Here is a 24,868-nt window from a genome sequence, read left to right on the forward strand (position 1 = left end):
AAGAATCGGGCTGTTAACAAAAGGTTCAAGCCTTTTGTTCCCCTACTCTGAGCCTGTTGAACCCTTCGGAGACGCTCTTTGTGCAGAAGGGTAAGTTCTCAGAGTGCCCGATTGTTACGTAGAAGGTGTATGCGCCGTAGTACCAGAGTGAGTAGACACTACATACTTTTTTCCCCCATATAGGCAAGCGTTCCCCCTGCCAATAAAATCGTCTTTTGTCTTTTTGAAAGCTTATATTCTGTTACAAATTCTGTGCCAGCAGTAATATTTTTAACAACAACGGAAGTTCCTTCGCTAAGGAACGTATATAGACCTGTTATTTCCAGTTGGTCTAACTCAGTAATTAAATTATAATCTTTTTCATCTACAAAATATAAAGGTAAAATACCAAAATTGACAAGGTTATCCTGATGTATCCTCTCTATCGATTTTGCAATAACCACCTTAACCCCCATATACATTGGACATAATGCCGCATGTTCTCTCGAGGAACCTTGACCATAACTAAGTCCAGCTACTATTATATTTTGTTTACCTGACTCTTGAATACTCCTTGCCCTATTATAAAACTCAGAGTCAACAACCTCAAAAAGAAACTCCGAATATTTCGGAACATTAGAACGGTACTTCATTCTTGCGCCTGCAGGAATAATATGGTCGGTTGTAATGTTATCCCCTACTTTTATTGTAACTTTTCCTTCTATAACATCAGGTAAAGGGACACTTTGAGGCAGTTCTGCTATATTAGGACCACGATAAATCTCTTCATTTGTCTTTTCCTCTGGAAAAATGAACATACCATCGTTTATCAGCATTTCTTGTGGCATATCTATATTGGGGTATTTTATACCTAACGATTCTAATCTTGAAGGTTCTGTTATTTCCCCTGTTATTACTGCAGCCGCTGCGGTTTCAGGGCTTACAAGGTACACGTTAGCATCTTTTGTGCCAGAACGACCTAAAAAATTTCTGTTGCTGGTTCTTAAGGAAACACTATTAGAGCCAGGAGATTGGCTGTTGCCTATACAAAACCCGCACGCTGTTTCAGCAATTCTTGCTCCAGTGGACAAAAGTTTTGCAAGCCCACCATCTTTAGCAAGGTTTTCTAACACCTGTTTTGAGCCAGGCGCTACAACAAAACTTACTGATGGATAAACTGTTTTGCCTTCAAGTATATTAGCAACAACCATCATATCTTTATATGAAGAGTTTGTACAACTCCCTATACATACCTGGTCAACCTTTAATCCTGCAACTTCTGAGACCTTTTTTATATTACCAGGGCTATGTGGAGCTGCAAGTAGAGGTTCTAATTTGCTAAGATTTATCTCTATTTCATTATCATATTGGGCGTTTTTATCGGCTACCAATGAAACCCAGTCGCCCTCTCGGTTTTGTGATTTGAGAAATAATCTTGTTTGTTCATCACTTGGAAATAGAGAAGTGGTAACACCACATTCTGCTCCCATATTGGTTATGGTTGCTCTTTCAGGGACAGACAGAGTTGCCAGTCCATCTCCTGAGTATTCAAATACGCTTCCCACATTACCTTTTGTATCAAATATTTCCAGTACTTTGAGGATAATATCTTTCGCAGAAACCCATTTCTTTAATCTACCAGTTAGGGTTATTTTTATTATTTTAGGGTAAGTAAGATAAAAAGGACCACCAGCCATTGCTACTGCAACATCAAGCCCACCTGCTCCAATAGCCAACATCCCCAGCCCACCTCCAGTTGGAGTGTGAGAATCTGAACCGAGCAGAGTTTTACCTGGTTTACCAAACCTTTCCAAGTGAATCTGATGGCAGATACCATTACCAGCTCTTGAGTAGATTATTCCGTATTTTGCAGCAACACTTTGTAAATACTTATGGTCATCCGCATTTTCAAAACCTATCTGAACAGTATTATGGTCAACATAACTAACAGATAACTCTGTCTTAACTTTAGGAATTTTCATAGCTTCAAACTGCAAATACGACATTGTACCAGTAGCATCCTGTGTTAAAGTCTGATCTATTCTTATGCCTACTTCTTCTCCTTTTATAGGCGTGCCTTCAACTAAATGTTGATTTATAATCTTTTCAGTAACAGTCAATCCCATTTCAACTCCCTTTCAAATTATTTGTTCTGAAAACCCTCCCATTTCTCTTCTAAAAGTGGGTCTGTTATAGTTTCCATTATATATTGTGCAAACTCTTCACCTGTCGCTCCGTTAGACCGTCCTGTGATTTGTATCTTTTTTTCATACTGCAAACATATCTCCAAAGCTTTTTCCAGTTGGTCTGCTTTCTTTTCATATCCTGCATGGTTAAGCAACATAGCCGTCGCTTTTATCATACTTGAAGGGTCAGCATATTTTGCTCTTCCTTCTTCAACCATACGAGGAGCACTACCGTGGATTGCTTCAAACATAGCATACCTCATACCTATATTGGCACTCCCTGCGGTTCCTACGCCCCCTTGTATTTGGGCTGCTTCATCTGTAAGTATATCTCCATAAAGATTTGGCATAACAAGCACCTTAAATTCGCTTGCTCTTGCAGAATCAATCAATTTGGCAGTCATAATATCTATAAACCAATCGTCCCAAGTTATTTCAGGGTATTCTTCTGATATTAATTCTGCAACATTTAAGAACCGCCCATCCGTTTTTTTAATTACATTTGCTTTTGTAACAACAGTTACTTTGTTTATCTTGTTCTTTCTGGCATACTCAAAAGCAAGTCTAATAATTCTTTCTGAGCCCTGGTTAGTAGTCACAGCAAAATCTATAGAAAGATCTTCCCCTATATCTACCCCTTTACTACCCAATACATAAGCCCCTTCAGTATTTTCTCTATAAAACATCCAGTCTATATTTTTTGCTGGCACTTTAACAGGACGAACATTTGCAAAAAGGTCTAACTCTCGACGCATAGCAACATTTGCACTTTCAATATTTGGCCACGGGTCTCCTTTTTTAGGGGTTGTTGTAGGTCCTTTTAATATTAAATGACATTCTTTTATTTCAGCAAGAATCTCTTCTGGTATTGCTGCATTTGCTTTCACTCTATTTTCTATAGTAAGCCCTTCTATATCTATAACTACAATCTTGCCAGAGGAGATTTCTTCTTTTAAAAGAAAAGAAAGTACTTCCTTAGATTGTTGGCATATATAAGGACCTATTCCATCGCCTCCAACAACACCTATCTTTAAAGGTGTTTCTTTTGAGTAGTCTATCCAACCTTCTGATTGTTTCATATTTTCAATTCTTAACAATTGTTCTTTTAGTAATTCTGAAAAGTGTTCTTTTGCCTTATCTATATCATTAAGCATTCTTTCACTCAGTTGAACCATTTTTCTCCTCCTATCTTCCTATGTTGTTTTTGTTAACTTTGGTTATGCGACGCTTTTGTTCCCTCTATACTTTCTTCTTTTATCCGACGTTTTTCTCGTTGCGAGCAACGCCTTGTCCCGAGAACCCCCGAGGGATTGTTTGTGACGTGGCAACCTTCTCTTTTATCCTTAATTTAGTTGTTCTCTTTTTTAGTTGAATATAATATTTCTGAAACAGTCGTTTTACCTTCAAGCACTTTAACAATACCATCTTCCCTAAGGGTTTTCATTCCTGCTGACTTGGCAAGTTCATTAAGAATATTTATTTCAGGGTTTTTCATAATATTTCTTCGAATCTCTTCATTAACAACCATCAACTCAAAAATTCCTGTCCTGCTCCCAAATCCAGTACCATTACACAAATGACACCCTTTACCTCTATAAAATTTGGAGGCAATATGCTCTAAAGATATGCCAACCTCTTTTACTTCTTCTTGTGAGGGGGTATATTCTTCTTTACAATTTGTACATATACTTCTGACAAGTCGCTGATTTAGCACACCTGCCAAAGATGAAGATATTAAATAAGGTTCAACACCCATATCAACAAGTCTAATAACTGCACCAGGGGCAGTATTGGTATGTAAAGTAGAAAACACAAGTTGTCCTGTTTGGGCTGCTCTAAACGCAATTTCTGCAGTTTCAAGGTCTCTTATCTCCCCAACCATAACAACGTCTGGGTCCTGCCTTAAAATAGATCTTAAAGCTACTTGAAAAGTTAGACCTGCTTTTGGAGAAATTTGTGTCTGGTCAACATTGGCTAAATGGTATTCAACTGGGTCTTCTACCGTCATAATTTTTTTCCGTTCGCTATCTAACTCATTTAAGGAAGAGTATAGAACAGTTGTTTTTCCGCTACCTGTAGGGCCAGTAACAAGAAGTATTCCGTAAGGTTCATCAAGAAGAATTCTCCATCTATGCAAGGTTTGAGGTAAAAAACCAAGTCGTTCCAACCCTGAAACAATATTCCTCTTATCAAGAACTCTCATAGCTATCATCTCTCCAAATATAGTTGGGTAGCTTGAGACACGTAAATCAACATCTCTACCGCCAGGAAGTTTGATTTTAAAATAACCATCTTGAGGAATACGTTTTTCAGCGATATCTAACAACGAAAGAACCTTGATATGAGATATAATAGAGGTATATAACTCAAGAGGAGGTGGAGGAAATTTATATAATAGACCATTTATTCTATACCTTAGTTTCACTCCATCTTCTTCTATTTCAATATGTATATCTGTTGCCTTTAACTCCACGCCTTTTGATATAATATCTTCAACGGCCTGCACTGCCGAAGAATCGCTTATTTCTATTACTCCGGAAGGTTTTAACACTTGAGCGTGTTTACCTTTCTGCACAGAAGGTACAAGCACATCTAAATGACCGTGAGAAAAATATTTCTCAATAGTTTCTTTAATATCTTTCTCATTAGCTAATCGAGGTTCTATCTGAAGAGATGTTATCTTTTCCAATTCTCTAACGACATCATCATCCGACGGGTCTACCATACCGCAAATAAGTTTGTTACCCCCTCTATATACAGGTATAACTCTATATTTTTTACAGGTAAACTCGGGAAGCAAAGTTGCAACATTTCTATCAATATCTATTTGAGAAAGGTTTATAGACGCCAGTTTTAATTCTTTTAGAGCAAAACTATACCATTGTTCAAAAGATAGAAGACCAAACTTTATCAACAAATACCCAAAAGGAGCACCTGTCTTCTCTTTCTCTTCAACAACAACATTTAATTGTTCTTTTGGCAGGTTAGTTTTAGTAAGTAGAACCTCTATTACCTGTTCTCTGTTCATAACAATAGCCTTCTTACAATATCAACAAGTTCTTTCTCTTTTATCATTCCAACTCTGTTTAAAACTATCTTACCTGTTTTATCTATAATAAAAGTTGTAGGAACCCCTCTTATTCCTCCATATTCAGCTTCAACTTTTTTATCACTAATACATATAGGGTATTTTATCTTATATTGTTCTATCACAGATTTTATGTCTGCATTTCTACTGTTTACAGCAATGCCAATTATCTCTACCCCTTTGGAGTTATATTCATCATAAAATTTCACAAAATCTGGTAACTCAGCTCTGCAAGGAGGGCACCATGTTGCCCAAAAATTTATAATCACAATCTTCTTTTTATAGTCAGACAATTTAACTGTTTTATTTTCTATAGTTTTAAGAGAAAAATCAGGTGCTTGAGAAACCTCCGCTTTAGAACAAGAAATCAATACAGACATCATTACCATCAACAATAGAAACTTTTTCATTATCGTTCTCCTTATTTTTGTTAATTTTCAACTATAGTATTTAGTGCGTTGAACAATGCTTTATAGTTTTGCATATACCGTTCAGGTTCTTTGCTTGCAGGTACTTCCGCCAGACAAAACCCGTCAAACTTAGATTTATGTAGCAAAGAAAAGAGAGAAAGATACGGATATTCTTCGCTACTCAATTCATGTATATGACATATTTCTATCTTATCTTGCAACATCTTAAAATTCTTATCTATTGTCCCTGTTTCATCCATATCTTTTGGGTTAGAGTTCCAGCACACAAAAAGATTGGTATGGTCTGCTATATCCACCATCTCTTTTATATGTACAGGGTAGGAAGATTCTTGTCCATGTACTTCAAGCCGTATTTTTACTTTATAGTCAGAAGCAAACGAAGCAACCTCTCTTAAAGCAAGCCCTATTTGGTGAATTGTTTTTTCTTTTGGAACATCAACAGGTAAGGCGTTTGGTCTTACCTTAACTCCTTCGGCTCCAACATCTTTTGCCAGAAGAACAAATTCTTTGGTTGTTTCTATATTTTGTTTCAACACAATAGGGTCGGGGCTATGGTATTCACAGATACTGCCAAGGCACACAAGTTTAACAGATGAATCAGCAAATTTACTTTTCACCTCAGTTCTTTTTTGATTAGATAGCGAAGGTTCTACCCTATGTTGATGTCCTGTTCTAAGTTCTACCCCTTCAAAACCGAAAGTATGACATTTGTTTATCAATGTATCTATATCCCAATCTATCCCAAGTTGATAAGTTACCATACCAAGTTTCACTTAATACCCTCCTTATTGTTTACAACTTTTAATGCGAACCATATCTCGCATATTATATTTTTTTAAAAAACAAAACCCCTTTTTCGCTAATTTTTAAATCTTACATTAGCACCTATCCATATTTTGCAAATTTTACGTACCTATTGAGGGATTAAGGTTGTTGTTTGGTATTTATCTATAAGTTCTCCCAACCTGCAAATGATACATTTTTCCCTCTTCTCATCCCACCAAGCACAATCTGTTAATATACAGTTGTCAAAATCTTCTACCTGTTCAGGAACTCCAAAAGCCGCTTCCCCAAGCGGCCGTTTCTGGGTCTTCAACCTTAACGGACATTTCATTGTTGTTCACCCCCCCCTTTTTTTGTGAAAAACATTTTAACTTTAATCAAAAAGAGAAATATTAAAGATAGTTCTTTTACCAATATCTGTTTAATTTTTTGATTCAAGCATTTTAGAGATTTTAGAAAGAACCACCTTTTGTATATTTTTAAGAGAATCGTCCGTTTCCGCTTCTACCCTAACAACTATCGCTGGTTGGGTATTAGACGCTCTTGCAAGAGCCCAACCATCGTTAAAGTAGACCTTAACCCCGTCCAAGTCAGAAGTCTTGTAATGAGATTCAAAAAACTCCTTCACTTTTTCTACTACTGCAAACTTTTTATCATCAGGAACATCTATCCTTATCTCAGGAGTAGAACAATATTGTTTTACTCCTTTAAATAAATCACTCAATTTATCTGACACATTATCCATTATTCTTAACAACCTCATTGTCGCATAAACAGCATCATCATACCCATAATATTCGTCAGAAAAATATAAATGGCCAGACAATTCTCCAGCAAGGGGCGCTTTTTCCTCAGCCATCTTACTTTCTATCAGAGAATGACCTGTCTTCCACATAATAGGATTACCGCCCGCTTTTCTTATCTCTTCTTCAAGAGATTTTGTGCATTTAACATCAAAAACAATTGAAGCATTAGGTATCCGTGACAGAATATCTCTTGAGTAAAGTATCATTAACTGATCTCCCCACAGAATTTCTCCTTTATCATCAATAACTCCAAGTCTATCTCCATCTCCGTCATAAGCAAATCCAGCATCAAGTTTGTTATCCAACACAACTTTTCTTAAATCTTTAAGGTTATCTGCTACCAAAGGGTCGGGTGGATGATTAGGAAAGGTAGGGTCGCTATCTATATATAAAGGAAAAACTTCAAAGTTAAATTTTTCAAGAATTTGAATTAGAACAGGTCCAAGAGTTCCGTTGCCTGTATCTACACCTATACGGAACTTTTTTTTGAAGTTAAAACTGTTTGCTATAAAAGAGATATAATCTGAAAGTATGTTTTTCTGCTCTATACTACCGTTCTTTTTACTAAAAACGCCTATCTCCATACTGTCAGCAATCTGTTGTATCTGTGCTCCATATAGACTTTTTTTATCTAAAACCATCTTAAAACCATTATATTCAGGAGGGTTGTGGCTTGCTGTAACCATTATACCTCCATCCATATTTTCTTTGTGGACAGCAAAATATAACATAGGGGTAGGAGCTATTCCAATATCCATAACCGTACAGCCAGTATCATAAAGTCCTTTTATGAGTTGTTCTTTAAGATACTGAGTAGAAATTCTATTATCACCACCAACACATATTCTATTTTTCCCTATTTTGTGAGCGTGTTTACCGAAAGCATACCCAAGGTAGTAAGGAAAATCTCCTTTTAGGTCGTCTTCATAAATACCTCTTATGTCGTACTCTCTAAAAATATTTCTATTTATTTTCATTTTCAAACCTCTGCAAGACCACCAGTAGTTCTATGGCTTTACTTTTGTTTTAGTGGGATTTTTGGTGAGCTCTGTAGTCCTTTGGTAATATTGGTAATTAAGCCTTGCGTTTATATCAACATAAGAACTCATTCCCATTCTATTGTAAACTGAACAGCGTTCATCCAAGGACAGACCTTGTTATTATATATTCTTATAAATACCTCTTTTTGTCAAGAAGTTTATCATTTATTTTATATCTCAATATTTCTTTGATTTTTCTGTTACCTGTGGTAGAATTTTTAACTATGAACCTTTACAATACAAAATGGGGGTAATAAATGAAGATATATATAATGACAGATTTAGAGGGAGTGGCAGGAGTTTTGGATTCAAAGAATTGGTGTTTTGAAGAAGGTCGTTTCTATTCACAAGCAACAGAACTTCTGACTATGGAGATTAACTCTGCTATAGAAGGTTTTTTAGAGGGAGGCGCAACAGAGATATTGGTTGCTGATGGACATGGTGGTGGTGCTATAAACCAGTCGATACTCCATAAAAAAGCTGAATATGCAAAAAATTGGAGCTCAGGTCGGGAGGCTTTTTCTTTGACAGACAGAAAGTTTGATTTTATTGCTTGGATAGGGCAACACCCGATGGCAGGCACAATTGGAGGGCATCTAACTCATACAGGTAATATGGGTGTAGTTGAACAGTCGATAAACGGTATTCCTGTGGGAGAATTTGGTAGTTTTGCGATGCTTGCAACTGAACTGGGTGTACGTTCTATATTTGGAACTGGTTGTAAGGCATTCTGTGATGAAGCAGAATCTTTTATACCAGGTATAGAAACAGTTGCTGTAAAAAAAGGTACTCAGACAACATCTGGTAACCACCTGCCACGGGAAGTTTACAGAGAACACAATAAATCTGCAATACATTTACACCCTATTGAAGCAAGACGGCTAATAAAAGAAGGAGCTAAACGGGCAATAGAAAGGGCTCAGAAAGAGACTTTTGGTTTGGTAGAATTACCCAAACCTCCTTATGTGAGAGTTAGAGTAATGAGGGGAGATGATAAATATCCTCCAAGAATTCTGAGGCAAGGTCCTGCAGATAGTTTGTTTAATTTATTAGATGCATCATACACCTTCCATGAGTTGAATATAAATCCAGCAGACCCTAATTTGAGTAAACTTCTTGGTAAACGTATAGTTTAAGTAACAAGTGTAATGTCTTGGATAAGGTAGTAAATAATTCTTATATTAAACTATTTGTTATACAGTTTTCTGTGTATCTGTAAATATGGCTTTATGGGTATATTTAATAGTTTCTCAGAAAAAGGTCCCTTGGGGGGGTATCCTCCGAAGTTTGTACTGTAGCGTAGGTGGAGGGGCTTTTGCTTTACGCTTTTGTTTTTTTACTGAAAGAAAAGACAAAGGCAAGGATAAAAATAATAGTAGGAATAAATCCTCAGGGGTTTACAGAGAGGGTTTAACGAATATTTAAGACCATCTTAAATTCATTAAAAGGCCAGTATTTTAAGATGGTTTTGCTTATTATTAATTCTTCGCTAATAGGGCCCCACACACTGCTATCTTCACTTAGGTTTCTATTATCTCCAAGTAAAAAATAAGAGTTGGGTGGTATTTCCCATTTATTTGTATATGTAGGAGGTTCTTTTATATAAGGTTCATTTAGGAGAGTTCCGTTAATATACACTTTACCGTTTTTAATATCTACAACCTCACCCGGTAGTCCTATTATTCGTTTTGCAAGTATTTCATCGCTTATTTGTGGATCCTTTAGCATTACAATAGTTTTTCTTGGAAGAGAAGTTTTTTTAACTGTTACTACCTTGTCATTAACATTTAAGGTTGGTTCCATAGAAGAGGAAATAATTTCATAAAACCTCACTTCTTTTACACCAAACAGGTATCCTACAAAAAAAATAAATATGACCATCAATATACTATTTATGATTTTAAACATAAATATATTTTAATATTCTCCAAATAAAACGTCAAGTTTGACTGTATCTAAATTTAACACCAAAATAATCATACATTTTGGTAACAAACATACATATATTGACAAATTTAAGTCTTGCGGGTATAACAAAGTATCACAAAAAAGAATAATTCCGGAGGCTTTATTATATTATGAAAGAGACCATCTCGGTCAATTCCCTCAATAAGATAACCGATAATCTTGATATTGTCAAAGTCGTTTCAGAATATTTGACATTACAAAGAGCAGGAAAGAATTTTAAAGCATTATGTCCTTTCCACGAAGAAAAAACACCGTCTTTTGTTGTCAATCCTGAAAAACAGATATTCCATTGTTTTGGTTGCGGGGTAGGTGGCAACGCTATAAAATTTTTAATGAGTATTGAAAACCTACCCTTCCCACAAGCTGTTGCTCTTGCATCAGAAAAAGCAGGAGTCTCCATTTCTCTTGGAAGATATTCACATAAAGATTCTGAGGAAGCTAATAAAATTTATAATGCCAACAAATTTGCTTCTCAAATTTATACCAACCTTCTATTTTCTCAAACTGATAAAAGAGCTTTTGAATATTTAGCAGCTCGAGGTCTCAAAGAACCTGATATCAAATTTTTTCAAATAGGGTATGCTTCTTATTCAACAGACCTTTTAGTCAAAGAGATTCACAAGAACAAACTACAAATAAAAGATTTTATTAAGGCAGGATTGGTTAAAGATGATGGGAAGGCAGATGTTTTTAGGAATAGAGTTATGTTTCCTATTTTTGATTGGCGGGGAAGAATTTTAGGTTTTGGTGGCAGAGCTCTTGATGAGCAACAGATGCCTAAATATCTTAATACAAGCGAAAATCAGGTGTTTTATAAAGGGAAAATCCTTTACGGGCTTAATTGGGCATCAGTACCTATAAAAGAAAAAGATTTTGTGATTCTTGTAGAAGGGTACTTTGATGTTATCAAATTGTATTTGAACGGAATTAAAAATGTAGTAGCACCTATGGGAACCTCTTTAACATCAACCCAAATTAACTTCTTCAGAAGATATTCAAACAATGTTCTTCTGATGTTCGATTCTGATCAAGCTGGCGTAAGAGCATCTTTAAGAAATCTTGAAACTGTTTTAAAAAAAGGGTGCAATACAAAACTTTGTGTATTACCTACTGGTTTTGACCCTGACAGGTTTATAGATGATTACGGGATAAACCCTTTTATTGAACTTATTAATAAATCTAAGAATTTTTTAGATTTTTCGTTTGATATTTATTCTCAACAGCATGGAATAGAAACTCCAAAAGGAAAATCTTTGGTTGCTAAAGAGGTTATGAAATATATAGAATTTTTGCCTGATGCGATTGAAAAATCAGAATATAGAAAGATTCTTGCAAAAAAACTGAATATTAAAGAAGAAATATTGGTGCAAAGTATTAGCGTAGAAGAGAAGAGAGAGGATGATACTGAGTTAAATAAATCTGATAACAAACTTTCCACAATAGATTATACTGAAAACCTTATTGTAGAGATTCTCTTCTCAGACCAACAATATTGGGAAAAACTTTTAGAATGGAACGGCGAGATGACACCAAGGATAAGTGTAATAAAACAGACTTCCAAGGAACTTTTAAAGAACAATTTACAACTTACACCTTCAAACCTTATAATTGGTGTAACAGATACTGCAGAATTAGACAATATGAGTAGTTGGATTACACAACGAGCTTTAAAAGATGTGAGTTGTTTTGAAGAAGAAAAAAAACAGGTTATTTTTTTGGATTGTCTCAAAAAGATACATAAGATTTGTTTATGGGAAAAACTTGAAAAAGTAAAAAAAGAAATGAATACTAAGAAAGATAACGGGCTTAATTATAATAAAGAGCTTGAAGTTTTACAAACATTGCTTTTTGAATTGCAAAAGGAGAATGTGAAAAATGGGTAGGAAAAAAAAGAGCGAAGTTCTTTCTAAAAATGAAAAGGCGCAAAAAATCAATGAGATTGTAAAAATGGGAAGGCGAAAGAAACGTCTTTCTTGGGAAGATATTAACGATATTCTTCCTATGGATCTGACCGACCAAGATGAAATAAACGAACTTTTTGACGAACTGGAAACTTGGGATATAGATATTGATGAAGAAGCGTTCCCTATTGCAAAGAATAAAAAAGTAGAAGATGAGTTTAAAAATCCTTTAAGGTCGTATCTTAAAGGTGCTGGGGCTTATACACTATTGAACCATAAAGAAGAGATTATGTTGGCTAAAGGTATAGAGGAAGCTAAAAAGAAACTTAACCAGAAAGAGGCTAAAAAGAAACTTACACCACAACAGTATGCAAAATATGAGATGGAACTATATGAGTTAAGAGAAAGGCTTATAAATTCTAACCTAAGATTGGTGATAAATATTGCAAAAAGATATAGTAACCCAAAACTTTCTATACTTGACCTTATACAAGAGGGAAATATTGGTTTAATGAAAGCTGTTGAAAAATTTAAATATAGAACAGGTTTTAAGTTTAGCACTTATGCTACTTGGTGGATAAGACAAGCAATAACAAGGGCGATTGCAGACCATTCTGCTACTATTCGTATTCCTGTTCATATGATTGAAAAAATCAATAAAGTTAAAAAGATAGAGGCAACAATCTCTCAAGGTAGTGAATTTGAACAACCGACAGAAGCAGAAATAGCTAAAAGAATGGATATGTCTGTTAAAAAAATTAGAGATATTATAAAATCAATGAGGCCAGACCCTATTTCTATTGATATGCCTGTTGGAGAGGGAGATAAAACGACTGTTGGAGATTTTATAGAAGATACAGAAAATTCTGACCCGTTAAAACATGCAAAACATTCTTTACTAAGAGAAGAGATAGAGAAGGTTTTATGTATTCTAGATGACAGAGAAACAGCAATAATTAGGTTACGGTTTGGGTTAGGAGAAGAAGGGTATCCGCGAACTCTCGAAGAGGTTGGGAACTGTTTTCAACTTACAAGGGAAAGAATAAGGCAGATAGAATCAAAAGCTATCCAGAAACTTAAATGCTCTCACAAGTGTGAGAAGCTCAAATCATTTGTTGAAGGTGATATGAAAGGCTTCATAAAGTATTAATTTTTTAAGAAGTTTTTATATCATTTAACAAACCTGTCTATATGTTATATTTTTCAAATAATATAATTTGACACTTCTTGCTTTTTGTAATAATATTTTAGTACATAATTTTGGTTATTTTACCAATAGGTTTGTAAATTTTTATGAGTTACAGGACAACATAATGAAAAATATTAGGGTATTGATAACAGACCCTCTTGAAAAAGAGGGGGTAGAACTCTTTAAACAAGCCGGTTTCGAGGTTGATGAAAAAGGAAAACTTTCTCCAGATATGCTATCTGAGATTGTTGCTCCTTATGATGTTGTGATAGTAAGAAGTGGAACTAATGTTACCAGAAAAGTTATAGATAGAGCTGAGAACCTAAAGGTTATTGGACGAGCTGGTGTTGGGCTTGACAATGTAGATTTAGACGCAGCTACTCACGCAGGCATAATAGTGATGAACGCTCCCGAAGGTAACACAGTTTCTGCAGCAGAGCATACTATTGCTATGATGTTATCTCTTGCAAGAAATATCCCAGAGGCTAACTCTTCTCTGAAAAATGGTAAATGGGAGAAGAAAAAGTTTATGGGACACGAACTTTACAATAAAACTCTCGGTATTGTGGGGTTAGGCAGGATTGGCAGGAGAGTTGCTTCTATTGCAAAAGGATTTGGTATGAGAGTAGTTGGATATGATACTATGGTTGATAATATCACAACAAATATCGAAAAAAATATAACCTTGCTTAATCTACCCGGCCTTTTTAGAGAGTCTGATTTCATCACTTTTCATATTCCTTTAAACGAATCTACTTCACATTTTATCGGAGAGAAAGAATTAGATATGATGAAAGATGGTGTTATGATTATCAATTGTGCTCGTGGAGGAATTATTGATGAAGAAGCCCTATATGAAAAAATTTTGGAAGGCAAGGTTAAAGGTGCAGCTATAGATGTTTTTGAAAAAGAACCTCCTGCCGATTGTCCTCTGTTATCTTTACCAGAAGTAATCGTAACACCACATCTTGCTGCTTCAACAAAAGAAGCTCAGATAAATGTAGCTCAGCAGCTTGCAAGGCAGGTGGTGGAAGCATTGGTAAAAAAGGTAGTATTAAATGCTGTAAACCTTCCTTACCTTGACGAAAAATCTTTGGCAAAACTTAACCCTTATCTTGAACTCGGCTTGAAAATAGGAATATTTATTAGGCAGTTGTCTGAAGGGGCTTTTGATAAAGTAACAATAACTTATAGCGGTGACCTAATAAACTATAACCTTTCCCTTTTGAGGGCAAATATTATTGTAGGGTTGTTAGGAAACACCATATCTATTAATCAAGTGAACGCTTCATTGATTCTTAAAGAGAAGGGTATAGAACTTGAAGAAGTGAGGTTGGAAACTGAAGGAGAATTTACTAATCTAATAACGGTAGAGGTTTGCAATTGCCAAAAAATATCTGTTGCGGGTACAATAATTAAAGGTAGTGACCCAAGAATTGTTAAAATTGATGGTTTTGAAGTAGAGGCTGTCCCTGAGGGATATCTTTTAGTATGCCATAATGAAGATAAACCAGGAATAATGGGATATATTGGAACCATCCTTGGAGAGAATAATGTTAATATAGCATCTATGACTCTGGGAAGAAAAAAGAAAGGCTCTCCAGCTATCACAGTATTAAACTTAGACCAGGGTATAGACCAAACAGTAGTTAAGAAGATAGAGGAATTTCCGGTAATGCATTCTGTAAAACTGGTGAGGATATAAAAGTGATACAAAAACTAATAAATATTATAAAAAATATACCTATTTTTTTGAACCTATTTATTTTGTTTAAATTCCTTTCCTACAGGCGTACCGGTTGATTTCTCTCTCATTTTTGAGGGAGGTGAACATATAGTATGAATCCATTGATACTCATTCCTTTGAGTATTCTTTTTATATTCTTTGGATATCTTTTAAAAAAACTTATTGGAGAAAAAACCTTTAAGTCAGCGGAAAAACGAGCTAAAGAGATTATTCAAGAAGCAGAAAAGACTATTCTGGAAAAGAAAAGAGAAGCAGATATTGAAGCAAAAGAAGCTCTTTATAGGATGAGAAACGAGTTTGAAAGAGAAAGTAGAAATAAGAGAAAAGAACTCCAGTTTCAAGAGAAAAGGATACAGCAGAGAGAACTTAACATAGAAAGAAAATCAGAAATTCTTGATAAAAAAGAGTCAGAAATAACAGTAAAAGAGAAGAATATAGATACACGGTATGATGATTTAAAAAATAAAGAAACAGAATATTCTGGCTTAATTGAAGATGTAAAGAGAAGGCTTGCTCAGGCAGCTGGATTGTCTATAGAAGAAGCAAAAAATCAATTGTTGAAAGCAATGGAAGATGATGCTAAGAAAGAGTTTGTGTTTGTCTACAAAAAACTTGAAGAAGAGACAATTAAGCAGGCGGATGATAGAGCAAGAGAAATAGTTCTTACCGCTATGCAAAGGTTGGCAGCTGACGAGGTTTCTGAAAACGTTGTGTCTGTATTAAGTTTACCTAACGATGAAATTAAAGGGCGTATTATTGGTAGGGAAGGAAGAAATATAAAAGCGTTTGAAAAAGCTACAGGGGTTGATTTGATTGTTGATGATACACCTGAGGCGGTCACATTATCTTCTTTCAGTCTTTACCGAAGAGAGATAGCAAGACTAACCTTAGAAAAACTTATAGCTGACGGTAGAATACATCCCGGGAGGATAGAAGAAGTTGTAGAAAAAGTCAAAGATAAACTTGATGAAGAGATAATTGAAGAAGGGAAAAATACCGTATTTGAGGTTGGGGTGGAGAATATTCATCCTGAACTTGTTAAACTTGTGGGTAAACTTAAATATAGAACAAGTTTTGGGCAGAATGCTTTACAGCATACCAAAGAGAGTGCTTATTTTGCTGGTATGATAGCCGCAGAACTTGGACTTAATGTTAAACTTGCAAAAAGGGTTGCTTTATTGCACGATATCGGTAAAGCAATAGACCAAGAGGTTGAAGGCGCTCATCCTGAAATAGGAGCAGAACTGCTAAGAAAATACGGAGAACCTGAGGTAGTTATAGATGTAGCTCTTTCTCATCACAAAGATGTAGATATAGCTACTCCGTATACTGTTCTTGCACAGATAGCAGACGCAATATCTGCTACAAGACCTGGTGCCAGAAGGGATACTCTTGAAAAATATATTAGAAGGATAGAAGATCTCGAAAAGATAGCCTATTCGTTTAAAGGTGTTGAAGATGCTTTTGCTGTTTCAGCTGGAAGAGAAATTAGGGTTATTGTTAAACCAGATAAAATATCTGATGATGAAGCTAAAACCCTTGTCAGAGAAATAGCTAAAAACATTGAAGATTCTATGGAATATATTGGGCAGGTTAAGGTAACAGTCATAAGAGAAATGAGAGAGACAGAATTTGCTAAATAAGAAGATTCCCTATAAAGTTTTTAATGAACATCGTTTAATGTGTAGATAAAAGGGAAATTCCCTATTCCGTCGTAGAGAAGGAGTGGGGTTCTAAGACTACAACAATTCCCTCGGGGGTACTTGAAATAAGAAGGTATTCCTCGTAAGACAAGCAGAATGTGTTGGAGAAGGTAGAACTGCTTACTTTAAAGGAGGCGAAAATGAGAAAATTACTTCTATGTTGTCTGTGTATAATTTTTTCGGTTGTAGGTTGTGTTGTTCTCAACGTAAACGTAACTTTTCCTGAGAAAAAGATAGAGCAAGCAGCGGAAGATTTGCTTGCTCCACCTCAGGATTTACCGAGCAGTTTTCTGCCACACTTTTTTGCAAAAAACCTTTATGCTCAAGAAGCTGTTGAGGTGAAATCAGATATAAAGACAAGTTCTCCAGTTATCAGAGAAGCAAAAAGAAAGATGGATAGTTGGTGGGTAAAACTTAATGATTTCAAAAAGGAAGGGTTTGTTGGAGAAAAAAACAGTTTTGAAGTCGAGTTGAGAGAAACCCCTTCTGATGTTTCTATTGCAAAAGAAGTTAGACAGATTATATCTAACGAGAATAGAGAAAGAAGGGTTATGATGAATGAACTATTAAAAATTAACAATGTTGCTCCAAGTGAAAGAGAGAAGTTTAAACAAATATTTGCTAAAGTAGTACAGAGAAATTCCCCTAAATCTACTTGGATACAAACAGAACAGGGTTTGTGGCAGAGAAAATAAATGAAAAAAGTCTTATTAAACGGATGTGAAGCATCAGCAGAAGGAGCTCTTGCAGCGGGGTGTCGGTTTTATGCAGGGTACCCTATAACTCCTCAGAATAGGTACCCTGAATATATGAGTGAAAGGATGCCTGAGGAAGGTGGTGTTTTTATACAAGCCGAAAGTGAAACTTCAGCTATCAATATGGTTTTTGGTGCTTCTGTTGCTGGAATTAGAGCAATGACATCTTCATCTTCACCGGGTATTTCTCTAAAACAAGAAGGTATCTCTTATCTTGCAGGAGCTGAGTTGCCTGCTGTAATAGTAAATATGAATAGAGCAGGTCCAGGGTTAGGAGATGTTACCCCTAGTCAGTCAGACTACTTTCAATCCACACGAGGCGGTGGGCATGGAGATTATAGAACCATTACTTTAGCTCCTTGGAGTGTGCAAGAGATATACGAGTTTACATATAAATCTTTTGATTTAGCTGATAAATATAGGACGCCTGTGATTGTACACGCCGACGGAATAATTGCTCAACTGATGGAGTCTATTGAGTTGAAATTGCGGAAAAAGAAAAGACTACCAGAAAAGAAATGGGCTCTTACTGGTTGCAAAGATAGAAACCCTCGTTCTATTAAGTCTCTTTCTTTAACGCCTGGAGTTATTGAGACCCATAACTGGAAACTTGCAAGTAAATATAGAAGGATTGAAGCAAGAGAAGTTCTTTGTAATAAATATATGTGTGACGATGCGAAACTTCTTGTTGTCAGTTTCGGTACTTGTGGAAGAATATGTTATGATGCTATAAGGATGGCAAGAAAGGAAGGTATTAAGGCAGGTCTGTTTAGACCTGTTACTTTATGGCCATTTCCGTATGAAGAACTTGCAAAGCAAGCAGAAAAGGCAAAAAAAATATTTGTTGTCGAGATGAATTTGGGTCAAATGTTGGATGATGTGAAAATTGCTATCAAGAACAATATAAGAATTTTTTTCTATGGTAGGCCTGGAGGCGGAGTTCCTTCTTCTGAAGAAATATTTAAAGAACTGAAAAAAATATAGTAAATATATGAACACAGTATACAAAAAACCAAAAAGTCTTACAGCTAACGCAACAATATATTGTGCTGGTTGTGGGCACGGGATTATTCAAAGAATAATTGCAGAGGTTATTGATGAACTTGGAGTTAGAGAAAAAACTATCGGGATAGCCCCAGTTGGTTGTGCTGTTTTGTCTTACGATTATTTTAATATGGATGTTACAGAAGCAGCTCACGGTAGAGCCCCTGCTGTTGCAACAGGTATTAAACGGTCTTTACCTGATAGAATTGTTTTCACCTATCAAGGAGATGGTGATCTTGCTGCAATTGGAACTGCAGAGATAATACATGCAGCTGCACGAAGCGAGAATATTACAGTGGTTTTTGTAAATAATGCTGTCTATGGAATGACCAAAGGACAAATGGCGCCTACCACCTTGCTCGGACAGTCAACTACCACAACAAAAAAAGGTAGGACAGTAGAGTCGAGCGGGTACCCTATAAAGGTTTGTGAAATGCTTGCAACACTTGAAGGAGTTACTTATCTTGAAAGAACCACTATCTCTTCTATCCCAGAAATTATCAAAACAAAGAGAGCTATCAAAAAAGCATTTACTTATCAGATAGAAGGTAGAGGGTTTTCAATGGTAGAGGTGCTTGCTAATTGTCCTACTAACTGGAAAATGTCAGTTTCTCAATCTTTTGAATGGATTGAGAAAGCTATGTCGGCTATTTTTCCACCAGGTGTTTATAAAGATAAAGGAATTTCTGAAGGTGTTATAGACAAATAAGATGGAGGGAAGAAAGGTATTTAAATGATATTTTTACCATTATCAATAATGTTTATATTCATATTGCTTTTACCTCTCTTTTTTTTCCTTTTACAGATAGAATTTTTTAGAATCGCTTTAAGTAAATTAGGTCTTTCTCCACAATCCGCTCTTCTTATCTTTTTTTTATCATTAATTGGTAGTTTAATAAATATTCCTATATACACAAGGGAAGCTACTATTTTCTATCCCGAAAATGTTCCTTTCAGTATGTTTGGAAATTTTGGTTTTCAGGGTTCTAAAGTAACAAAGCAGACAATATCTATTAATTTAGGTGGTTGCATTATCCCTATTCTACTCTGCATATATCTTTTACCGCGTGCACCTTTACTGCCTCTCTTTTTTTCTACAGTTATAACTGTTATTGTATGTTTTAAATTATCAAAAATTGTTCCCGGTAAAGGTATTACAATACCGGCTTTATTGCCCCCTGTTTTAGCTGTTGTTATGGCTTACCTTTTAGCACCACACAATAAAATACCTGTTGCATACATATCTGGAGTCCTTGGAGTTCTTATAGGAGCAGATATTCTTAATTTACCTTATATAGAGAAATTTCCCGGAGTTATAAGTATAGGGGGGGCAGGTGTTTTTGATGGTATTTTTCTTGTAGGGATTATTTCTGCTTTATTAGCATAAAAAAAAATGGAAAACGAACGTTCAGCAATAAAATATTGGCCTGATGACGAGAAACCAAGAGAAAAACTTTTAAAATTGGGAGAACATAACCTTTCTAACACAGAACTACTTGCTATTTTGCTTAGAACTGGAGTGAAAGGTGAAAGTGCCGTAGAGTTGGCAAGAAGGGTTCTGCAAAAGTTTAAAACTTTTCGTAATATGAGCCATACAAGTTTAAGTCAATGGAAAGGTATAAAAGGTCTTGGAGAAGCAAAAATATGTCAGATAAAAGCTGCCATTGAAATAGGAAGACGGTTTAGGGAAATAGAGTTATCAGAAAAGAAACCTAAGATTTCAAGACCGGCAGATGTTGTTAAATATATAATGCCTCGAATGAGGGACCTAAAAAGGGAGATTTTTAAAGTTATACACCTTGATTCTAAAAATAGAATTTCTGAGGTAACAGAGAGTGAAGAAGGAACAGTAAATCAAGCTTACCCAATTATAAGAGAAGTTTTTAAGGTTGCTATAGAGAATTTTTCTGCTTCAATTATCTGTGTACATAACCATCCCTCGGGAGACCCATCTCCGAGTAATGAAGATAAAACGTTTACCAAACAGATTGTAAAGGCAGGTGAGGTTCTTCATATAAAGGTGCTTGACCATATAATAATTGGAGATGATTCTTATTATAGTTTTGCCGACCACTCTCTTATGTAAAAACATCCCACCCTATAAAAGGAAAATTTAAATATGTATGATATTATCATTAGAAACGGTTTGATTGTTAATGGAATAGAAAAGAGTCATATTGCTGATATAGGTATAAATAGTGATTCTATTGTGAAAATTGGAAATATAGATGAGGTCGGTATAGAAGAGATAGATGCTACTGGAAAAATTGTAACTCCCGGTTTTATAGATTTTCATAGCCATAACGACCGTGTTTCTATGCATAAAACACCTATGTTAGCAAAGATAACACAAGGTATTACATCAGAAGTAATAGGTAATTGCGGATATTGTGCAACTGATTCTTACTGTATTGATAAGGGATTGAGTATAGAAAAAGATATTATTACTGTTTTAGGTAATTGCCCTAAAGGTGTTAACCCGTTGTCTTGGGAAGAAAACCTTGATTACCTTGATAAACAACCTCTACTGACCAATCTTATCCCTCTTGCAGGCCATAATAATATCAAAACGTCTATTATGGGGATTGAAGATAGACAAGCAAACGATAAAGAGTTGAAAGCAATGAGAAGAACCATAAGAGAAATAATGGAACTTGGTTATTGGGGGTTTTCGACTGGGCTGATATACCCACCGGGAATATTTGCTTCTACTAACGAAATTGTGTTACTTGCTTCAGAAGTATATTCTTATAGTGGTATTTACACAACACATATTAGAGGAGAATCAAAAAACCTTCTGAACTCTATCAGGGAAGCAATTTCTGTTGGTAAAGAGACAGGTGTTTCAGTTGAAATATCCCACTTAAAAGCAGTAGGTAAGAACAACTGGGATAAGACAGACTCTGCTTTACAAATTATATATCAAGCAAGAGATATGGGGGTTGATGTTAATTTTGACCAATATCCTTACACAGCTTGCTCAACAATTGCAACAATGCTTCTCCCTCCTTGGATGCAAGAGGGTGGACGCAAAGAGATGTTAAGAAGACTTGCAGATAAAAACGATAGACAAAAAGCTCGTTATGATATACTAAATGGAATAGAAGGGTGGGAAAATTTTCTTGCTGACGGACCTGAGAATATAGTTATAAGTCAAGTAAAAACATCTATGAACAGAAAATTTGAAGGGAAAGATCTCCAAGAGATATCTTCCCTATATGGAAAGGATTATATTGAGACCCTTTTTGATTTACTTCAAGAAGAAGAATGTAATATTTTAATGATAACACTTCTACTAAGTGAAGAATCGGTAAAAAAGATACTCAAACAGAAGATAGGATTTGTTGGTACCGATGGAATCCCATGCAGGCGTCCTCATCCAAGGTTGTGGGGGAGTTTTCCAAGAATATTGGGAAAATATGTAAGAGAAGAAAAAGTATTGACCCTCCAGGAGGCTATTTACAAGTTTGCAACAGGTCCTGCTGAAAAACTTACACTTTATAAAAGAGGAGAAATCAAGGAAGGCAATTTTGCTGATATAGTTGTATTTGATAAAAATCAAGTTAAAGACGTAGCTAATTTTCAAAACCCAACAAAGAGGGCAGAAGGTATTGAATATGTGATAGTTAATGGGAAGATAACAATATCAAACTGTAAGTTCACAAATGTTTTTGGTGGTAAACTTTTGCGAAGAGGAGAACATTAATGGTTTCATTAAAAGATATCAGAGCAGCTCGTAACAATATTGTGAAAAAAATATATAGAACGCCTGTATTAACAAAAGAGTTTGTTAATAAACAATACGGTACAAACATTATTCTAAAACTGGAAAATTTGCAGGTAAGTGGTGCTTTTAAGATAAGGGGAGTATTAAATAAAATTGCATCTCTTACAACGAAAGAAAGAGAAAATGGCATTATTTGTGCAACTTCAGGTAATCATGGTTTAGGGATTGCTTACGTGTCGTACTGGAACAAACTTAAATCAGCAATTGTTGTACCCGAAACTACCCCTGAATATAAGATAAATAAATTGAAACAACTGACAAAAGTTATTGTAACAGGGGCGTCTTTTCTTGAAAGTTGCAGTTATGCGGTTGAAAACTCAATAAGCGAACACCAGACGTTTATCCACCCTTTTGCAGACCCACTAATTATTGCTGGACAAGGAACAATAGGGCTTGAACTTGTGGAACAAGTTCCTAATATGGACTGTGTTGTTGTGCCAATAGGTGGTGGTGGACTTCTTTCGGGGATTCTTATTTCAATAAAGGAGATGATGCCTTCAGTCAAGATTGTTGGAGTGCAAGCTGAAGGTGCTGCTTCTATGTTTGTTTCATGGAAGGAAGGAGTTATAAGACAGCTTGAAAAACTTAATACAATTGCTGAAGGGATTGCTGTAAAAAAGACCGAAGAACTAAATTTTTCAATAATAAAAAAGTATGTTGACAATATAGTTCTTGTGAACGATAATGATATAAAGTTTGCTATGAAAACTCTTTTTGATGAATATAAGATGGTAGGGGAAACAGCAGGTGTTGTTTCTTTGGCTGCCATATTAAAAGATAAAATAGGTTTAAAATGTAAAAATGTAGTTTCACTTATTTCTGGCGGAAATATTGCGTTGAACCAGTTTGCTACTCAGCTTACTTAACCTTTAATTTTGCGACAAAATGGAGGTGACATAATGCTTATAGATATACATACGCATACTCATAAACAGAGACATGCCAAACTCAAGCGTTTTACAGGGAGCGGTACAGCTTTTCCGACTCCTGAACGACTTATTCAAATGATGGATGCAGAAGGGACAGATATGGCAGTTATCTTGCCTCTTGTAAGTCCAGAGTGTCGTACTACTTTGGTGATACCTGAAGAGATACTTGAAATATCTTCACAGTATCCTGATAGGTTAATACCTTTCTGTAATTTTGACCCAAGATTTTTAAGAAACAGCCCTGAAGCAGATTTTTCTTCTCATCTTGAAGCATACAAAGAACTTGGTTGCAAAGGTATAGGAGAATATATCCCAAATATACCTTTTGATGACCCTTTAAATATGAATTTTTTCAAGTATGTTGAAGAGAGTGGGTTCCCGCTGATTTTCCACATGGCTCCTCGCAAAGGTGGGTGTTACGGAGTTATTGACGACTTAGGGCTCCCAAAGTTAGAAAAAGTGCTTCAAACATTTCCTAATATGATATTATTGGGACATTCACAAACTTTCTGGTCTGAAATAGGTAGTGATGTAAATGAAACCAACAGGGCAGGTTACCCAAAAGGTAAAGTAACACCAGGCAGAGTAGTTGAACTTATGAGAAGATACCCTAACCTACACGGCGACCTCTCAGCTGGTAGCGGGTTTAACGCTATTAGCCGTGACCCTGAGTTTGGGTACAGATTTATGGAAGAGTTTCAGGATAGACTTTACTACGGTACAGATATTGCTTCTTATGATCAGGTAAATGATTGTGTTCCTTATTTTAGAAAATTGAAGGAAGAGAAGTTGGTGCCAGACGAAGTATTCGAAAAAATCACCTGGAAAAACGCTAACCGTTTACTTAATCTGGGACTTTGAGGAATTTGTCCCCACAGTTTTTTTGCCCTCTACCCTTGAGGATGTTTGGGGTAGTGAGTCCCCAAGAGTTTGCAGAGAGGTTAATGGGATGAGGCTTGTCCGCCGAAGCTTGCATTGTAGCGTAGGTGGAGGGGCTTTTAGCAGGCGAGAAAAAACGAAAGACGTAATGATAAAGGACGAGGATTCCCAAGCATGTCATTCCGGACTTGATCCGGAATCTCGTTTTTCTTACTACCAGCGTGGGTTAAGTGAGAGATCCTGAAACAAGTTCAAGATGACAAATTGTGGGAGTAGAAGAACAAAAGGGTTGAACCTTTTGTTAACAGCCCCCCATTCCATCATTACGAGGAATGTTGTTTATGACGTGGCAATCTCAGTTCACATCCTTAAAAAAGGAGGAAGTTGGTATGAGGCTTGTTAAGAATATTCTGCTAATACTGATATTAACGTTTTCTTTTATAGGTAATATTAATTGTGAGAATCATAACAAAGAAGAGGGAGGCACTAAAATGGTTTTTCCAGACAAAGAATGGAAAAGAGGCAACCCAGAAGATTTTGGATTTACTCAAGAAACTCTCAACTTGATTGACGAGAAGATGAGAGCAGCATCTGCAGACGGAGTTTTAATTCGTAACGGCTACCTTATCGCTGAATGGAATTATGCTGGCCCT

The 24,868-nt window shown here is 35.7% G+C and carries 22 protein-coding genes; 14 read left to right on the forward strand and 8 right to left on the reverse strand.

Going from position 1 to position 24,868, the window contains the following annotated elements; genetic code table 11:
• Positions 1–158: 158 nt before the first annotated feature.
• From M0P98_06105 to M0P98_06135, 7 genes are all read right to left on the reverse strand, one after another.
• Positions 159–2,105, reverse strand: coding sequence for an aconitate hydratase (locus M0P98_06105; GenBank protein ID MCK9266436.1), 1,947 nt, complete (start codon positions 2,103–2,105; stop codon positions 159–161).
• 17 nt (positions 2,106–2,122) lie between these two features.
• Positions 2,123–3,340 carry an isocitrate/isopropylmalate family dehydrogenase gene (locus M0P98_06110; protein ID MCK9266437.1) on the reverse strand — a complete coding sequence of 406 codons (1,218 nt, stop codon included), beginning with the start codon at positions 3,338–3,340 and terminating at the stop codon, positions 2,123–2,125.
• A 173-nt stretch (positions 3,341–3,513) separates the two neighbouring features.
• A complete protein-coding gene (gene tadA / locus M0P98_06115) occupies positions 3,514–5,193 on the reverse strand; it encodes a Flp pilus assembly complex ATPase component TadA (GenBank protein ID MCK9266438.1) in 1,680 nt (559 codons plus the stop codon).
• Entirely contained in the window at positions 5,190–5,663 is a 474-nt protein-coding gene (locus M0P98_06120) for a TlpA family protein disulfide reductase (GenBank protein MCK9266439.1), read from the reverse strand. The genes tadA and M0P98_06120 overlap by 4 nt, the downstream gene beginning before the upstream one ends.
• 20 nt (positions 5,664–5,683) lie before the next feature.
• Positions 5,684–6,457 (reverse strand): sugar phosphate isomerase/epimerase, encoded by a 774-nt coding sequence (locus M0P98_06125; protein ID MCK9266440.1) that lies wholly within the window; start codon positions 6,455–6,457, stop codon positions 5,684–5,686.
• A 140-nt stretch (positions 6,458–6,597) separates the two neighbouring features.
• Positions 6,598–6,798 (reverse strand): hypothetical protein, encoded by a 201-nt coding sequence (locus M0P98_06130; protein MCK9266441.1) that lies wholly within the window; start codon positions 6,796–6,798, stop codon positions 6,598–6,600.
• Positions 6,799–6,888: 90 nt separating this feature from the next.
• Positions 6,889–8,250, reverse strand: a complete 1,362-nt coding sequence (locus M0P98_06135; protein MCK9266442.1) for a phosphomannomutase/phosphoglucomutase — start codon at positions 8,248–8,250, stop codon at positions 6,889–6,891.
• Between the two features lie 320 nt (positions 8,251–8,570).
• Between M0P98_06135 and M0P98_06140 the strand changes: the two genes are divergently transcribed.
• Complete coding sequence (locus M0P98_06140; protein ID MCK9266443.1) at positions 8,571–9,449, forward strand: M55 family metallopeptidase; 879 nt, start codon at positions 8,571–8,573, stop codon at positions 9,447–9,449.
• Between the two features lie 274 nt (positions 9,450–9,723).
• On the opposite strand, the gene lepB is transcribed toward M0P98_06140, so the two are convergent.
• The gene (gene lepB, locus M0P98_06145) at positions 9,724–10,221 is read right to left on the reverse strand and encodes a signal peptidase I (protein ID MCK9266444.1); all 498 of its coding nucleotides are present in this window, start codon (positions 10,219–10,221) and stop codon (positions 9,724–9,726) included.
• 170 nt (positions 10,222–10,391) lie between these two features.
• Between lepB and dnaG the strand changes: the two genes are divergently transcribed.
• From dnaG to M0P98_06210, 13 genes are all read left to right on the forward strand, one after another.
• On the forward strand, positions 10,392–12,164 hold the full coding sequence (dnaG, locus tag M0P98_06150) for a DNA primase (protein ID MCK9266445.1): 1,773 nt from the start codon (positions 10,392–10,394) through the stop codon (positions 12,162–12,164).
• A complete protein-coding gene (locus M0P98_06155; GenBank protein MCK9266446.1) occupies positions 12,157–13,332 on the forward strand; it encodes a sigma-70 family RNA polymerase sigma factor in 1,176 nt (391 codons plus the stop codon). The genes dnaG and M0P98_06155 overlap by 8 nt, the downstream gene beginning before the upstream one ends.
• 163 nt (positions 13,333–13,495) lie before the next feature.
• Positions 13,496–15,076: a phosphoglycerate dehydrogenase gene (gene serA / locus M0P98_06160; GenBank protein ID MCK9266447.1), complete on the forward strand. Its 1,581-nt coding sequence runs from the start codon at positions 13,496–13,498 to the stop codon at positions 15,074–15,076.
• Positions 15,077–15,210: 134 nt separating this feature from the next.
• Positions 15,211–16,761, forward strand: coding sequence for a ribonuclease Y (gene rny, locus M0P98_06165; protein ID MCK9266448.1), 1,551 nt, complete (start codon positions 15,211–15,213; stop codon positions 16,759–16,761).
• A 200-nt stretch (positions 16,762–16,961) separates the two neighbouring features.
• Positions 16,962–17,516, forward strand: a complete 555-nt coding sequence (locus M0P98_06170; protein ID MCK9266449.1) for a YdbL family protein — start codon at positions 16,962–16,964, stop codon at positions 17,514–17,516.
• Positions 17,517–18,560, forward strand: a complete 1,044-nt coding sequence (locus M0P98_06175; GenBank protein ID MCK9266450.1) for a 3-methyl-2-oxobutanoate dehydrogenase subunit VorB — start codon at positions 17,517–17,519, stop codon at positions 18,558–18,560.
• Between the two features lie 7 nt (positions 18,561–18,567).
• A complete protein-coding gene (locus tag M0P98_06180; protein MCK9266451.1) occupies positions 18,568–19,329 on the forward strand; it encodes a thiamine pyrophosphate-dependent enzyme in 762 nt (253 codons plus the stop codon).
• A gap of 24 nt (positions 19,330–19,353) precedes the next feature.
• Positions 19,354–20,007 carry a DUF1614 domain-containing protein gene (locus tag M0P98_06185; GenBank protein MCK9266452.1) on the forward strand — a complete coding sequence of 218 codons (654 nt, stop codon included), beginning with the start codon at positions 19,354–19,356 and terminating at the stop codon, positions 20,005–20,007.
• Between the two features lie 6 nt (positions 20,008–20,013).
• The gene (gene radC / locus M0P98_06190) at positions 20,014–20,706 is read left to right on the forward strand and encodes a DNA repair protein RadC (protein ID MCK9266453.1); all 693 of its coding nucleotides are present in this window, start codon (positions 20,014–20,016) and stop codon (positions 20,704–20,706) included.
• Positions 20,707–20,739: 33 nt separating this feature from the next.
• The gene (locus tag M0P98_06195) at positions 20,740–22,326 is read left to right on the forward strand and encodes a D-aminoacylase (protein MCK9266454.1); all 1,587 of its coding nucleotides are present in this window, start codon (positions 20,740–20,742) and stop codon (positions 22,324–22,326) included.
• A complete protein-coding gene (locus tag M0P98_06200) occupies positions 22,326–23,273 on the forward strand; it encodes a pyridoxal-phosphate dependent enzyme (protein ID MCK9266455.1) in 948 nt (315 codons plus the stop codon). Before M0P98_06195 ends, M0P98_06200 begins: the two co-directional genes overlap by 1 nt.
• 33 nt (positions 23,274–23,306) lie before the next feature.
• On the forward strand, positions 23,307–24,197 hold the full coding sequence (locus M0P98_06205; GenBank protein ID MCK9266456.1) for an amidohydrolase: 891 nt from the start codon (positions 23,307–23,309) through the stop codon (positions 24,195–24,197).
• Positions 24,198–24,604: 407 nt separating this feature from the next.
• Positions 24,605–24,868 (forward strand): hypothetical protein (locus M0P98_06210; protein MCK9266457.1); only part of this gene is annotated, 264 nt, incomplete at its 3' end.

The sequence above is a fragment of the bacterium genome, from assembly GCA_023230585.1.
In the GTDB taxonomy this organism is placed as follows: domain Bacteria; phylum Ratteibacteria; class UBA8468; order B48-G9; family JAFGKM01; genus JALNXB01.

What these genes read in the sequence shown, in the direction of transcription:
- M0P98_06105 (MCK9266436.1), bottom strand. Translation starts at nt 2,105, where the DNA reads ATGGGATTGACTGTTACTGAAAAGATTATAAATCAACATTTAGTTGAA.
- M0P98_06110 (MCK9266437.1), bottom strand. Translation starts at nt 3,340, where the DNA reads ATGGTTCAACTGAGTGAAAGAATGCTTAATGATATAGATAAGGCAAAA.
- tadA (MCK9266438.1), bottom strand. Translation starts at nt 5,193, where the DNA reads ATGAACAGAGAACAGGTAATAGAGGTTCTACTTACTAAAACTAACCTG.
- M0P98_06120 (MCK9266439.1), bottom strand. Translation starts at nt 5,663, where the DNA reads ATGAAAAAGTTTCTATTGTTGATGGTAATGATGTCTGTATTGATTTCT.
- M0P98_06130 (MCK9266441.1), bottom strand. Translation starts at nt 6,798, where the DNA reads ATGAAATGTCCGTTAAGGTTGAAGACCCAGAAACGGCCGCTTGGGGAA.
- M0P98_06135 (MCK9266442.1), bottom strand. Translation starts at nt 8,250, where the DNA reads ATGAAAATAAATAGAAATATTTTTAGAGAGTACGACATAAGAGGTATT.
- M0P98_06140 (MCK9266443.1), top strand. Translation starts at nt 8,571, where the DNA reads ATGAAGATATATATAATGACAGATTTAGAGGGAGTGGCAGGAGTTTTG.
- lepB (MCK9266444.1), bottom strand. Translation starts at nt 10,221, where the DNA reads ATGTTTAAAATCATAAATAGTATATTGATGGTCATATTTATTTTTTTT.
- dnaG (MCK9266445.1), top strand. Translation starts at nt 10,392, where the DNA reads ATGAAAGAGACCATCTCGGTCAATTCCCTCAATAAGATAACCGATAAT.
- M0P98_06155 (MCK9266446.1), top strand. Translation starts at nt 12,157, where the DNA reads ATGGGTAGGAAAAAAAAGAGCGAAGTTCTTTCTAAAAATGAAAAGGCG.
- serA (MCK9266447.1), top strand. Translation starts at nt 13,496, where the DNA reads ATGAAAAATATTAGGGTATTGATAACAGACCCTCTTGAAAAAGAGGGG.
- rny (MCK9266448.1), top strand. Translation starts at nt 15,211, where the DNA reads ATGAATCCATTGATACTCATTCCTTTGAGTATTCTTTTTATATTCTTT.
- M0P98_06170 (MCK9266449.1), top strand. Translation starts at nt 16,962, where the DNA reads ATGAGAAAATTACTTCTATGTTGTCTGTGTATAATTTTTTCGGTTGTA.
- M0P98_06175 (MCK9266450.1), top strand. Translation starts at nt 17,517, where the DNA reads ATGAAAAAAGTCTTATTAAACGGATGTGAAGCATCAGCAGAAGGAGCT.
- M0P98_06180 (MCK9266451.1), top strand. Translation starts at nt 18,568, where the DNA reads ATGAACACAGTATACAAAAAACCAAAAAGTCTTACAGCTAACGCAACA.
- M0P98_06185 (MCK9266452.1), top strand. Translation starts at nt 19,354, where the DNA reads ATGATATTTTTACCATTATCAATAATGTTTATATTCATATTGCTTTTA.
- radC (MCK9266453.1), top strand. Translation starts at nt 20,014, where the DNA reads ATGGAAAACGAACGTTCAGCAATAAAATATTGGCCTGATGACGAGAAA.
- M0P98_06195 (MCK9266454.1), top strand. Translation starts at nt 20,740, where the DNA reads ATGTATGATATTATCATTAGAAACGGTTTGATTGTTAATGGAATAGAA.
- M0P98_06200 (MCK9266455.1), top strand. Translation starts at nt 22,326, where the DNA reads ATGGTTTCATTAAAAGATATCAGAGCAGCTCGTAACAATATTGTGAAA.
- M0P98_06205 (MCK9266456.1), top strand. Translation starts at nt 23,307, where the DNA reads ATGCTTATAGATATACATACGCATACTCATAAACAGAGACATGCCAAA.